Annotated in this window: 14 protein-coding genes; 11 read left to right on the forward strand and 3 right to left on the reverse strand. The window is 66.1% G+C overall.

From position 1 onward, the window contains the following. Nucleotides 1-139: 139 nt before the first annotated feature. The 11 genes from V7060_RS11155 to V7060_RS11205 all read left to right on the forward strand — a co-directional run bounded on the left by V7060_RS11155 (nucleotide 140) and on the right by V7060_RS11205 (nucleotide 9,866). On the forward strand, nucleotides 140-469 hold the full coding sequence (locus tag V7060_RS11155; protein WP_334179303.1) for a DnaJ domain-containing protein: 330 nt from the start codon (nucleotides 140-142) through the stop codon (nucleotides 467-469). Between the two features lie 8 nt (nucleotides 470-477). After that, nucleotides 478-1,152 (forward strand): ribulose-phosphate 3-epimerase, encoded by a 675-nt coding sequence (gene rpe, locus V7060_RS11160; RefSeq protein ID WP_334179304.1) that lies wholly within the window; start codon nucleotides 478-480, stop codon nucleotides 1,150-1,152. Nucleotides 1,153-1,518: 366 nt separating this feature from the next. Next, nucleotides 1,519-2,451 carry a lipid kinase YegS gene (yegS, locus tag V7060_RS11165; protein WP_334179305.1) on the forward strand — a complete coding sequence of 311 codons (933 nt, stop codon included), beginning with the start codon at nucleotides 1,519-1,521 and terminating at the stop codon, nucleotides 2,449-2,451. 303 nt (nucleotides 2,452-2,754) lie between these two features. Continuing rightward, nucleotides 2,755-4,227: an anthranilate synthase component I gene (trpE, locus tag V7060_RS11170; RefSeq protein ID WP_334179306.1), complete on the forward strand. Its 1,473-nt coding sequence runs from the start codon at nucleotides 2,755-2,757 to the stop codon at nucleotides 4,225-4,227. Then, the gene (locus V7060_RS11175; RefSeq protein WP_334179307.1) at nucleotides 4,227-5,291 is read left to right on the forward strand and encodes an aminotransferase class I/II-fold pyridoxal phosphate-dependent enzyme; all 1,065 of its coding nucleotides are present in this window, start codon (nucleotides 4,227-4,229) and stop codon (nucleotides 5,289-5,291) included. Before trpE ends, V7060_RS11175 begins: the two co-directional genes overlap by 1 nt. Nucleotides 5,292-5,359: 68 nt before the next feature. Continuing rightward, the gene (locus V7060_RS11180) at nucleotides 5,360-6,127 is read left to right on the forward strand and encodes an SIMPL domain-containing protein (protein ID WP_334179308.1); all 768 of its coding nucleotides are present in this window, start codon (nucleotides 5,360-5,362) and stop codon (nucleotides 6,125-6,127) included. A gap of 3 nt (nucleotides 6,128-6,130) precedes the next feature. Further along, on the forward strand, nucleotides 6,131-6,709 hold the full coding sequence (locus V7060_RS11185; protein WP_334179309.1) for an aminodeoxychorismate/anthranilate synthase component II: 579 nt from the start codon (nucleotides 6,131-6,133) through the stop codon (nucleotides 6,707-6,709). Between the two features lie 88 nt (nucleotides 6,710-6,797). Further along, complete coding sequence (gene trpD / locus V7060_RS11190) at nucleotides 6,798-7,844, forward strand: anthranilate phosphoribosyltransferase (RefSeq protein ID WP_334179310.1); 1,047 nt, start codon at nucleotides 6,798-6,800, stop codon at nucleotides 7,842-7,844. A gap of 1 nt (nucleotide 7,845) precedes the next feature. Beyond that, a complete protein-coding gene (locus V7060_RS11195; RefSeq protein ID WP_334179311.1) occupies nucleotides 7,846-8,196 on the forward strand; it encodes an antibiotic biosynthesis monooxygenase in 351 nt (116 codons plus the stop codon). A 159-nt stretch (nucleotides 8,197-8,355) separates the two neighbouring features. After that, nucleotides 8,356-9,150, forward strand: a complete 795-nt coding sequence (gene trpC / locus V7060_RS11200; protein ID WP_334179312.1) for an indole-3-glycerol phosphate synthase TrpC — start codon at nucleotides 8,356-8,358, stop codon at nucleotides 9,148-9,150. Then, on the forward strand, nucleotides 9,147-9,866 hold the full coding sequence (locus V7060_RS11205) for a haloacid dehalogenase-like hydrolase (protein ID WP_334179313.1): 720 nt from the start codon (nucleotides 9,147-9,149) through the stop codon (nucleotides 9,864-9,866). The genes trpC and V7060_RS11205 overlap by 4 nt, the downstream gene beginning before the upstream one ends. A gap of 98 nt (nucleotides 9,867-9,964) precedes the next feature. Here the strand turns inward: V7060_RS11205 and V7060_RS11210 are convergent, their stop codons facing one another. The 3 genes from V7060_RS11210 to V7060_RS11220 all read right to left on the reverse strand — a co-directional run bounded on the left by V7060_RS11210 (nucleotide 9,965) and on the right by V7060_RS11220 (nucleotide 12,842). After that, nucleotides 9,965-10,339, reverse strand: a complete 375-nt coding sequence (locus V7060_RS11210) for a zf-TFIIB domain-containing protein (protein ID WP_334179314.1) — start codon at nucleotides 10,337-10,339, stop codon at nucleotides 9,965-9,967. Between the two features lie 105 nt (nucleotides 10,340-10,444). Beyond that, a complete protein-coding gene (locus V7060_RS11215; protein ID WP_334179315.1) occupies nucleotides 10,445-11,767 on the reverse strand; it encodes a hypothetical protein in 1,323 nt (440 codons plus the stop codon). 100 nt (nucleotides 11,768-11,867) lie between these two features. Further along, a complete protein-coding gene (locus V7060_RS11220; RefSeq protein ID WP_334179316.1) occupies nucleotides 11,868-12,842 on the reverse strand; it encodes a hypothetical protein in 975 nt (324 codons plus the stop codon). Between the last annotated feature and the right edge of the window lie 113 nt (nucleotides 12,843-12,955).

A 12,955-nucleotide genomic window follows, 5' to 3' on the forward strand; every position in this document is an offset into this window, starting at 1 on the left:
GCAGGCCGTGCGCCCGTGCCCCGGGGCGGCCGTCTACCCGCTGCTGCGGGGCCGGGTACCTGACCGGGCCGCGTAGTGTACGGCGCTTGGGGCCGCCGTGTGCCGTAAAATGCCGCGATTGCCGGAGAAGGCGGGCCGAATGAAGCGCTGGTACGGAAAACTGCTGGGATTCGTGGCCGGCTGGCTGCTGATGCGCCATCCGCTCGGCGGCCTGGTGGGCCTGATCATCGGGCATGCCTTCGACGAGGACTGGTTCAAGCTCAGCCGCGATAACCCCTATCGCGTGTTCGGCCTGACCAGCGATGCCAGCGATGCCGAGGTCGACCAGGCCTATCGCCGGCTGATTTCCCAGTACCACCCCGACAAGATGGCCGGCGCCGCGGAAGACCTGCGCCGCCAGGCCGAACAGAAGGCCGGCGAGATCAACGCCGCCTACGACCGCATCAAGACCCTGCGCAAGCGCAAGTGAGCCCCTCCATGTCGAACTGCATCATCGCCCCGTCCATCCTGTCCGCGAACTTCGCCCGCCTCGGCGACGAAGTCGACAACGTGCTGAAGGCCGGCGCCGACTGGGTGCACTTCGACGTGATGGACAACCACTACGTGCCCAACCTGACCATCGGCCCGCTGGTGTGCAGCGCGCTGCGCAAGCACGGCGTCACCGCGCCGATCGACGTGCACCTGATGGTGGAACCGGTGGATCGCATCATCCCCGACTTCGCCGAGGCCGGCGCCAGCATCATCAGCTTCCATCCGGAAGCCTCGAAGCATGTGCACCGCACGATCCAGCTGATCAAGTCGCTGGGCTGCAAGGCCGGCCTGGTGCTCAACCCCGGCACGCCGGTCGAGGTGCTGGACTGGGTGCTGCCGGAACTCGACCTGGTGCTGCTGATGTCGGTGAACCCGGGTTTCGGCGGGCAGGCGTTCATCCCGTCGGCGCTGGACAAGCTGCGTGCCGTGCGCGCGATGATCGACAAGACCGGCAAGGACATCCGCCTGGAGATCGACGGCGGCGTGAAGGCCGACAACATCGGCGAGATCGCGGCGGCGGGCGCGGACGCCTTCGTCGCAGGCTCGGCGATCTTCAATGCGCCCGACTACAAGGACGTGATCGACCGCATGCGTGCCGCGGTCGCCGACGCGCGCGGTTGATCGTTTCTGTAGCGCCGAGCTTGCTCGGCTGGCGTCGTGCCGCACAAGGTCGCCGGCAGCGGAGCAAGCGCCGCTCCATGCGCATGGAAAAGGGCGATGGCCTGCGCCACCGCCCCGGAAGAATTGGAGGCTGATCCTGCCTCCGCCCGTCGTCCCTGCTATGACCTTCCACGTTACGGACGGTCTGTGACCGGACGATGACAGTGGTCCTGGCTGTTGTAGGAGCGACGTCAGTCGCGACCGTAGATCATCAGCGCCAGGATCCTAGGGTCGACAGCATCCCTTTCAGCCATGGCGTGCGGTCGCGACTCACGTCGCTCCTACAGGGGGAAACGCTATGCTCGCGCCTCTCCCAAGGAATCTCCCATGACCGCACCCCGCTGGCGCCTGATCCTCAACGGCAAATCCGCGGGCGATGACGACCTGCGCGCGGCCGTGCGCGCAATGCGCGAGGACGGCATCACGCTCGACGTGCGCGTGACCTGGGAAGACGGCGATGCCGAACGCTACGTCGCCGACGCGATCCGCGATGGCGTGGACACGGTGATCGCCGGCGGGGGCGACGGTACGTTGAGCGAAGTGGCCACCACGCTCGCGCATCGCGACGAGCCGGCCGAGGCGTTGCCTTCGCTGGGACTGGTGCCGATGGGAACGGCCAACGATTTCGCCACGGCGGCCGGCATTCCGGACGACGCGCTACCCGCCTTGCAGCTGGTTCGCGATGTCGCCGCGGCGCCGATGGATCTGCTGCGCATCGACGCCGACGATGGCGAACACTGGTGCGCCAACCTGGCCAGTGGCGGCTTCGGTACCGAGGTCACGGTGGAAACCGATGAAGGGTTGAAGAAGATGCTCGGCGGCCTGGCCTACCTGATCACCGGCATCGCCAGGCTCGGGCGCATCGAGCCGATGGCGGCCCGGGTCCGCGGTCCGGACTTCGAGTGGGAGGGCGAATTCATCGCGCTGGGCATCGGCAACGGGCGCCAGGCCGGTGGCGGGCAGGCGCTGTGCCCGGATGCGCTGGTGGACGACGGTCTGCTGGACCTGACCATCGTGCCCGAGCTGTCCGGCGAGGTCGCCGCCACCGTCGGCACGCTGGTCAAGGACGGCAAGCACGCCGCACTGGACCGTGTGGCCACCCGTGCGCGACTGCCCTGGGTCGAACTGGAAGCCGACCAGCCGATGACGCTGAATCTGGACGGCGAACCGGTGAAGTCCCGGCGTTTCCGCATCGAATGCGTCGCGGGCCGCGTTCGCATGCACTTGCCGGTGAGCTGTCCGTTGCGTCTGCAACGTTAGGAACGCGCTGAAAGCGCTCGCTAGCTCGTCATTCCCGCGTAGGCGGGAACCCAGCGACTTTGCCTTTCAGCGACGTCAATTCACTGGGTCCCCGGCTGACCAGACGTGCGTCTGTTGAAAGCCGCGGGGATGACGGAAACAATTCATGCGCTCCCGAGTGGCCGGCGGGTCGATGCCTCGGGTAAAGTAGGCCCGTGTCCCATCCCGCGCTCCCGCTTTCCAAAGATTCCGCACGCCTTGGCTGGCGATGGTGGCCCGTAGCCGTCGCCCGTACCGCCACCGTGTCCCGGAAGGAAAGCCCGCTTGATCTCGCACGCCCAGTTCCAGCAGTACGCTGCTGAAGGTTTCAACCGCATCCCCGTCGTCCGTGAAGTGCTGTCCGACCTGGACACGCCGCTCTCGGTCTACCTGAAACTCGCCGACGCGCCGCATACCTACCTGTTCGAATCGGTGGAAGGCGGCGAGCGTTTCGGCCGCTATTCCATCATCGGCCTGCCGGTGCGCCGCGTGGCCACCTTCCGCGGCCACACCCTGCAGATCCACGACCATGGCCAGCTGGTCGAGACGCGCGACGTCGCCGATCCCTTCGCCGAAGTCGAAGCGCTGCGCGCTGCCTACGCGGTGCCGAAGCTCGACGGCCTGCCGGGATTCACCGGCGGCCTGGTCGGTTGGTTCGGCTTCGAGTGCATCGGCTACATCGAGCCGCGGCTGGCGACCGGCGACAAGCCCGACGAACTCGGCACGCCTGACATCCTGCTGATGCTGTCGGAAGAAGTGGCGGTGTTCGACAACCTCAAGGGCCGGCTGTACCTGATTGTCCATGCCGACCCACGCGAACCGGATGCCTGGGCGCAGGCGCAGGCGCGGCTGGATGCGTTGACCACCAAGCTTCGCCAGCCCGGTTCGTACCCCACGCCGATCACCCGCGACGTGCTGGACGAGAGCCACTTCGTCTCCGGCTTCACCCATGACGGCTTCATCGCCGCGGTGGAGCAGTCGAAGGAATACATCCGCGCCGGCGACATCTTCCAGGTGGTGCTGAGCCAGCGCCTGAGCGTGCCGTTCAATGCGCGCCCGGTGGACGTCTACCGCGCGCTGCGCGCGCTGAATCCGTCGCCGTACATGTACTTCCTCGACGTCGGCGACGTGCAGGTGGTCGGGTCGTCGCCCGAGATCCTGGTGCGGCTGGAGCAGGGCGAAGTCACCGTGCGCCCGATCGCCGGCACGCGTCCGCGAGGGAAGACGCACGATGAAGACGTCGCGCTGGAAGCCGAGCTGCTGGCCGATCCCAAGGAGCGCGCCGAGCACCTCATGCTGATCGACCTCGGCCGCAACGACACCGGCCGCGTGTCGGAGGCCGGCACCGTGCAGGTGGGCGAGCAGTTCGTCATCGAGCGCTACAGCCACGTCATGCACATCGTCAGCGAGGTCACCGGCAAGCTGCTGCCCGGTCTGAGCTATGCCGACGTGCTGCGCGCGACGTTCCCGGCCGGCACGGTCAGCGGTGCGCCGAAGATCCGCGCGCTGGAAGTGATCCGCGAACTGGAACCGATCAAGCGGAATGTCTATGCCGGCAGCATCGGCTACATCGGCTGGCACGGCGATGCGGATACCGCCATCGCCATCCGCACTGCCGTCATCAAGGACGGCCGCCTGCATGTGCAGGCCGGCGCCGGCATCGTCTACGACTCCGATCCCGAGAAGGAATGGGACGAGACGATGAACAAGGGGCGCGCACTGTTCCGTGCCGTCGCCGAAGCCGCCAAGGGTCTGTGATGGACGTCGCCACCGACAATGCGAAGATCAGCCTGCGCAACGACTACAGCGAGGGCGCGCATCCGCGCCTGCTTCAGGCGTTGGCCATGGCGAGCGCGGAGGTGAATCGCGGCTACGGCCTGGATGCGCACAGCGAGCGTGCCGCAGCGCTGATCCGCGACCGGCTTGGCCGCGATGCCGACGTGCATTTCCTCGCCGGTGGCACACAGACCAACCTGGTCGCGCTGGCCGCCTTCCTGCGCCCGCACGAAGCGGTGGTCGCGCCGGCCAGCGGCCACATCGCCACGCACGAGACCGGCGCCATCGAGGCCAGCGGCCACAAGGTGCTGACCGTCGCCACGCCCGACGGCAAGTTGACCCCGGAACTGATCCAGCCCTGCATCGACGGCCACAGCGGCGAGCATATGGTGACGCCGCGGCTGGTCTATATCTCCAACACCACCGAATGGGGCACGTTGTACAGCGCCGCCGAGTTGCAGGCGTTGAGCGACTTCTGTCGCGATCGCGGCCTCCTGCTCTACATCGATGGCGCGCGCCTCGCCTCTGCGTTGACGGCGCCCGGCAATGATGTCGACCTGGCGTTGCTCGCCGCGCAAGCCGATGCGTTCTACATCGGCGGCACCAAGAACGGAGCGCTGCTCGGCGAGGCGTTGGTCATCGTGAATCCTGCGCTGCGCACCGATTTCCGCCACATCATCAAGCAGCGCGGCGCGATGCTGGCCAAGGGCATGGTGGTCGGCGCGCAGTTCGAGGCATTGTTCGAAGATGGCCTGTACTTCGTGCTGGCGACACATGCGAACGTCATGGCCGAGCGGCTGCGGGAGATCCTGCAGCAGGCCGGCGTGCCGCTGGCCGTGGATTCACCGAGCAACCAGGTGTTCCCGGTGCTGCCGGACGCGATCGTCGAGCACCTGCGGGAGCAGGTCGGGTTCGAGACCTGGGAACGGCGCGGCGACGGCACCACCGTGATCCGGCTGATGACATCGTGGGCGACACCGGAGTCGGCCATCGAGGCGTTTGCAGAGGTGTTTGCACGGCTTCAAGCGGACGGAGCAGGTCAATGAGTACGAGCGGAACCCCGAAGCCGTTGTTGGCGCGTTCGCCAGTGAGGTCCACGAACCGGAGTGTTTCCATGAATATGCGCAACCTGCTGCTCGCCCTCTCACTGATGGCATCGCCGCACGTGACGGCCCAGGTCAATGCGCTTCCACCGACGCGCCATATCCTGGTGTACGGCGATGCGCAGGCGCGTGCCATTCCGGACCGCTTCAAGATTGCGATCCAGTTCGAGGCCACGGATCCGAATCCCGACGTCGCGCGCCGTATCGTCGAAGGCCATGTGGCGGACACGCTCGCCAAGCTGAAGGCTGCCAACGTCCCGGCTGCCGAGATCGTTGCGACCTCGTTGCAGATCGGCCCAAAGCAACGCTATGACCAGAAGCTGCAGGAGCAGATCTTCGTGGGTACCCAGGTGAGCCGATCACTGACGGCGCGCTTTTCGAAACAGGCCGAGCTGGAGCGCTTCCTCTCGACCGTCGAGACGTCGCAAGCATTGAGGATTTCCGACGTGACCACGCAACTGAGCACCGAGCCGGAACTGCGCAAGGCGCTCCGCGAGAAGACCATCGTGTCGTCCCGTGAGAAAGCGGAGGTGATCGCACGTGCGTACGGTACCCGGCTGGGACCGGTCTACAGCGTGTCGGACGTGGCGCCCCAGTTCGAATATGGCGTCCGTGAGGGTGATTGGCCGGCGCGCTACGAATGGACGGGCAATGGTTCGCTTGACCGGATCACCGTGACCGGCAGCCGCCTGGATCGCGCGGGTGTCGACGTGTCGCTGCAATCCGGCTACGTGACCTACGACGACAAGATCTACACCGTATTCCTGCTGGCGGACTGACCCATGCTGTTGATGATCGACAACTACGACAGCTTCACCTACAACCTCGTGCAGTACCTGCAGTCGCTGGGTGCCGAGGTGAAGGTGGTGCGCAACGATGCGATGACCGTGGAAGAGATCGCGAAGCTCGCGCCCGAGCGCATCGTCATCTCGCCTGGCCCCTGCACGCCGAACGAGGCCGGCGTCTCGCTGGAGATCATCGAGCGGCTGGGTGCGAACACGCCGATCCTCGGCGTCTGCCTCGGCCACCAGAGCCTGGGGCAGGCCTATGGCGGCAACGTCATCCGCGCGAGCCGCATCATGCATGGCAAGACCTCGCGCATCCGCCACGAGGGCAAGGGCGTATTCGCCGGCCTGCCGGATGCCTACGAGGCCACGCGCTACCACTCGCTGGTGGTCGAGCGCAGCAGCCTGCCGGACGCACTGGAAGTCACCGCGTGGACCGAGAACGACGATGGCAGCTTCGAGGAGATCATGGGGCTGCGTCACCGCGAGTTCCCGGTGGAAGGCGTGCAGTTCCATCCCGAGTCGATCCTGACCGAGCATGGCCACGCGCTGTTGAAGAATTTCCTCGAACGATGATGATCCGCGTTGTGGGAGCGACGTGAGTCGCGAACGGACGCATCCCGCCAGCCAGGTCGCGACTCACGTCGCTCCCACGAGAGCCAACATGCCACTGACCCCACAAGAAGCCCTGCAGCGCACCATCGAGCATCGTGAGATCTTCCACGACGAGATGGTCGACCTGATGCGCCAGATCATGCGCGGCGATGTCTCGCCGACGATGACCGCCGCCATCCTCACCGGCCTGCGCGTGAAGAAGGAAACCGTCGGTGAGATCGCTGGCGCGGCCACCGTCATGCGCGAGTTCTCGCGAACGGTGGACGTCGCCGATCGCGCGCACCTGGTCGACATCGTCGGCACTGGTGGTGATGGCTCGCATACCTTCAACATTTCGACCTGTTCGATGTTCGTCGCCGCGGCCGCTGGCGCGCGCATTGCCAAGCACGGCAACCGCAGCGTGTCCTCGAAATCGGGCAGCGCCGACGTGCTGGAAGCGCTCGGCGTCAACATCGAATTGCAACCCGAACAGGTGGCGCAGTCGATCGCGCAGGCCGGCATCGGCTTCATGTTCGCGCCGGTGCACCATCCGGCGATGAAAGTCGTCGCGCCGGTGCGGCGCGAGATGGGCGTGCGCACGATCTTCAACATCCTCGGGCCGCTGACCAATCCGGCCGGTGCGCCGAGCATCCTGATGGGCGTGTTCCATCCCGACCTGGTCGGCATCCAGGCGCGCGTGCTGCAGGAACTAGGCGCGGAGCGCGCGCTGGTGGTATGGGGCCGCGACGGCATGGACGAACTGTCGCTGGGCGCAGGCACGCTGGTAGGCGAATTGCGCGACGGCGAGGTGCGCGAGTACGAACTGCATCCCGAGGACTTCGGTATCGCGATGGCGGCCAGCCGCAATCTGCGCGTCGCCGATGCGGCCGAATCGAAAGCGATGCTGCTCGGCGTGCTGGACAACCGGCCCGGCCCGGCGCGCGAGATCGTGGTGCTGAACGCCGGTGCGGCGCTGTACGTGGCAGGCGTGGCCGAGAGTATCGAGGACGGCATCGCCCGCTCGCGCGAGGCCATCGCCACCGGCAGGGCGCTGGAGCGGTTGCAGCAGTTCGCGGCGACGACGCAGGCGCTGGGCGACAAGCGCCAGGAGGCATGACGTGTCAGGCGATGGATTCGCGGCGTTGCCCGCGCCGCCGTACTACGCGGTGATCTTCTCATCGCAGCGCAACGCACACGATGACGCCGGTTACGGCGCGATGGCCGAGCGCATGATGGAGCTGGCGAAGCAGCAGCCGGGCTTCCTGGGCGTGGAGTCCACGCGCGACACCGACGGGTTCGGCATTACCGTCGCCTACTGGGACAGCGAGGACGCGATCCGCGCCTGGCGGCAGCATGCCGAGCATACGGCGGCGCGCGAGCAGGGCCGCCGCGACTGGTACGACCATTTTGAACTGCGCGTGGCCAAGGTCGAACGGGCTTATGGATGGGACCGCGCGAAGACCGTGTAGGAGGGGCTTCAGCCCCGACCGGGTACCGCCATGCGCCGAAGGCGTATCCGACGATACTGAAACCGCTTCCTGTCGGGGCTTAAGCCCCTCCCGCAGCAAACGGATGCGACAATGCGCCGTGCTGCGTTCCCTCGGCGCGGCAATCGAATCAGGATCTACATGAGCGACATCCTCAACACTATCCTCGCCCGCAAGGCGGAAGAGATCGCCGAGCGCAGCGTGCGCGTCCCGCTGGCGAACCTGCGCGCGCGCATCGCCGACGCATCGCCGACACGCGGTTTCGCTGACGCGCTCAACGCGATGATCGCGCAGGGCGACCCGGCGGTGATCGCCGAGGTCAAGAAGGCGAGTCCGTCGAAGGGCGTGATCCGTCCGGATTTCCGCCCGGCCGACATCGCGGTGAGCTATGAGTTCGGCGGCGCGGCCTGCCTGTCGGTGCTGACCGACGTGGATTTTTTCCAGGGCGCCGACGACTACCTGCAGCAGGCGCGCGAGGCCTGCACCCTGCCGGTGCTGCGCAAGGACTTCACTGTCGACCCCTACCAGGTGTACGAGGCGCGCGTGCTCGGTGCGGATTGCATCCTGTTGATCGTGGCGGCGCTGGACGACGCGCAACTGGTCGACCTGTCCGGCCTGGCGATGGAACTGGGCATGGACGTGCTGGTCGAGGTGCACGACATCGACGAACTGGAGCGCGCGTTGCAGGTGCCCGTGCCGCTGGTCGGCATCAACAACCGCAACCTGCGCACGTTCGAGGTGTCGCTACAGGCCACGCTTGATATGAAGGATGCCGTGCCGAAGGACAGGCTGCTGGTGACCGAGAGCGGCATCCTGGCGCCGGCCGACGTGGCGATGATGCGCGATGCCGGCGTCAACGCCTTCCTGGTCGGCGAGACCTTCATGCGCGCCGAAGAGCCTGGCGAGGCGCTGCGTCAGCTATTCTTTGCGGCATGACGGACGTTTCCTATCCGACGCCGCGCGCCGATGCCCCGGTCGTCGTCTTCGATTTCGACCACACGTTGTACGACGGGGACTCCGGCGGTCATCTGGTCAAGTGGCTGATCCAGCGAAATCCGCTGCGCACGGCCGTGGCACTGGCCGCATCCGTCGTGCTGGGGCCGATGGTGGCCTTCCTGCCGACGCGCCGGCGCGGGATTTCCGGCTACATCTGGATCGGTACGTTCGGCCTGCACGGGCGCCGCAGCTTCGATGCGCTGATCGACCAGTACGTGGCCAGGCATCGCGACGAGGTGCAGCAGCGCCTGCTGCCGCAGGCGCTTGACGTATTCCGCGAGCACCGCGCCGGTGGCGACCACGTGGTGGTGGCCACGGGTGCGCCGCCGGAACTGGCGCGTGCGATCCTGAGCTTCGTCGCCCACGAAGACGTACCGGTCATCGGCACCGCCGTCGGTCCGCGCCTGGGTGCGGTGGTAGCGACGCGTCACTGCCACAACGAAGAAAAGATGCGCATGCTGCGTGAGCGCGGTTATGGCGAAATCGCCGTGGCGTACTCGGACAGCAGCGCCGACCTGCCACTGCTGAAGGCGGCGCGCGCGCCGGTCGTGGTGAACCCGAAGGCTGCGCGGGTGGCGATGTTCCGTCGCGTCCTGCCGCCTGGCACGCCCATCCTCAACTGGGGGTGCAAGGAGCGGGGCGGTACCGCAGCGTAGGGCGGCCCCCGCCATCGCGAGGCGGCCGCGATGGAAATGCCGTGCGAAGCGGCTGCGGCAACATGGAAGGGCTGGGTCTAGACCTAACCCCGCGCGGATCAGATGCGCTCCGGCGCGTTCCAGTCCTTGATGAGATCGGCGAATTCGATCTCGGCGAAATCCTGGTACTCGCCCGCGTCGTAGAAGCGGCCGTAGCAGTTCTTGCAGCTCTCGAACCAGATATGCGGCTGCAGTGGGTCGACCATGCGGATCAGGTCCCAGTTGCCGATGCAGACGGGGCACTTGATCCGGTCCACCTTGTTGCATTCCTCGCCCTGCGCCGGATCGCCGGTATCGATCTCCTCCGCACGGCGCTTCAGCGTCTCGTGCGCCATCATCTCGAACCACAGACCCTTGCAGCGGGTGCAGCGATGGGCGCTGGCTTCGGGTTCGACGATGAGTTCCATCGTGCCTTGGCACTTGGGACATTGCATGCGGGATCCTGCGACATGGGGAAGCGAGGCGCCTGTTGTAAGGCGCCGCCACGATCCGGTCAACCGGGTGGTTCCTCGGGTACGCCGCCGCGCTGCGGCCCGTCGTCAGTGCGCGGGTCCCTGCAGTTGCGGAGGCGGCGCGGCCTGCGCGGGTGCGCCGCGCTCCGGCAGCGACCTGGCAGGCATGTCGCCACGCAGCAGGCCGGTATCCCGTGCGACAGGCGCCTGGTCCAGGTCGAGTTCGATGCGCGGCCAGCCCTCCCTCGTTGAAAAGCGCGCCTGTGTGCCTTCGACATCGATCGTCGCCAGGCTGCGCGACGTGATGCCCGCCGTGTGGCAGGCCTCGGTGAACTGCGACAGGCGGGCTTCGCTGGTGTAGTCGGGCAGATACCGCTTCATGGTTTCGTAAAGGGCGTGCTGTGGATGGCCTGGGTCGCGGGGCGCGGCCGGCGTTGCGGGAATGGGAGCAGGTTCCCCGCGCTGAAGGAGGGTGTCATTCCCGAAGCGCGCGAGCCGGGGAATCCGTTCGTCGTCCTGCATATCACGGTCATGGACGGTGACGATGCTGTCGGGAATCTGCTTCTGGCCGTCGTCCGCATGACGCAGGGTGAGAGGCTGTTGGCCATCGCTGGTATCGATCAGGCCAAGATTCCGTCCGCCAAGATTGAGGCCGGTGCTTTCCAGTTGCGTCGGGTCCAACCCCAGCCGGGCCATGTCGAGTTTGATCGTCGGCGGCCGTACCCAGTGTGCCGTGTCCTGGCCAACCTGTTCGATCAGGTAGGCGCCGTAATAGTTGCGGTAGTCGGCCTTGCCCTGCGCTCCGAGCGTCCTGGCGGATTGATCGAAATGGCACTGCGCCACCGGCTCGACATTGATGGCCCCGGCCTTGGGCAGGCGGGTGTCGGACATGTGCATGTCCTGGTCCAGGACGATGCCGCGGGCGAGCTGGGGGACGTACGCTTTGTCCCGCGAGACGCATCCGGTGGTGGGAATTGCCCGTCTCAGCATCTCTTCGCGGGAGATTTCGCCGTCATTGGTGTACTGGATGCGGCTGGCCAGTGCATTCCAGCCCTCTATTTCAGCGATCGCTTCGTCGCGCCGGGCAGTGCGCTGGTACAGGGAAAAAAGGGGCGTCACATCGGCGCTGCCCCCGGGGCCGGCTGCTCGAATTTCTTCTGTTATCTGGGCTGCGACGAAGTACAGGGTCTTTCTCGACTCCGCAGCGTTCAACGCATGCCCTGTTTCGTGACCCAGCGTGCTGGTGATGACGTCGACTCGATCCCGGTAATCCTGCAGGTCCGGCCTCGTGAAAGTGTCCATGCTGACGTAGACGGCCTTCTCGCTGCTGTCGTAATGCCCGCCTTCATTCACGCCTGGTGGCGTGAGGCGGATATGCTCGAGTCGCCCGGCCTCGATGGCTTGTGTCATCCGTTCCTGGAGATAAGGTGCGGTAGCGATGGCTTCTTCTATGTATGGGCGTTTGTCAGAGGGAAGCCCATCGGTCAGACGTTGCAAGTGTGGAGGCAACCTAGTCATTGCGCGGACCTCCCGAGATTCGCAGCCAGCTCGCGCACGCCCGTTCCGCCTCAGTGCCCTCATCCAGATAGTAGAGGTAGACCCCTACACCGAAACCCGTACGGTGCTTCGGAACGTCTCGGCCAAACCCCCAGGAAGGCTTGTTGCCAACGGTAGTGCGCGTCGCCGCACGTTCGTATCCCAAGGCGACGATGTCGTTGGCAAGCTCCTCAAAATCCATCGTGCAGTAGGTAGGCTTCTGGTCGGTCCATGGTTCGACTCCGTTTTCGAGCGCGATCATGATCGTCGGCGGGTCGCTCAATGCATGCAGACGGACGGTCTCTATGTAATACGTCCATCCCTCGGTCGTGACACCGAGATACTCATGGCCCTCGCGCACCCTCGGATTCTTCACCATGTGGACCCTGAAGATGGACTCCAGGTGCGCGTGCTCCATGTCGTCCGGGGTCTGCAGGCTGTCCAGCAACGCCAGTACCTGCTTTCTGAGCGTGGCGGATGGAATGGGCGGGCCGCGTTCGATCTCGATGTTGGCATCGTCAGCCACGGGCGCGGGAGGCGTCACAGATGCAGCTTCGGAGGCTGAGGGAATCGATGTCGGAGCGGGTGCCGGACTGGGTGCTGTTGGCGCGGATGCCGTCGCTGCGGACTCGGGTACCGCAGCGGCTGGAGATGGCTCGGGTGGGCGGGCTTCGCCGCAGGCTGCCAATGTGCTTGCCACCAGCGTGGAGGTGACCATGATTCGCTGAAGTGGGTTCATTTCATCGTCCTGGATGGCAATGGATGCGGCTGGATACGGGAGATCGGGCCTGCGCTTGGTCTGCATCGGCACGCCGCCGGGCGGCAAGGGGCCCAGTTCGCGCAAGGTGCGCTCGTTGATGAGGGTCAGGTCGCGAAGCAGCTGCAACGCATGCAGCGGGTCCTGGCGGAATCCAGCGACCAGCCCATTGCGTGCCTTCTGGTTGTCCATGACGTTCACGTGCTCTCCGGTGCGATGATTCGAGGCTGCAGGCGTCATCCCGCCGATAGCGAGATCCGCGTACGCTCGTCACCACTCACGCGGACGCGGACACCGTCGCCCGG

It is taken from the genome of Pseudoxanthomonas sp., assembly GCF_036845285.1.
In the GTDB taxonomy this organism is placed as follows: Bacteria; Pseudomonadota; Gammaproteobacteria; order Xanthomonadales; family Xanthomonadaceae; genus Pseudoxanthomonas_A.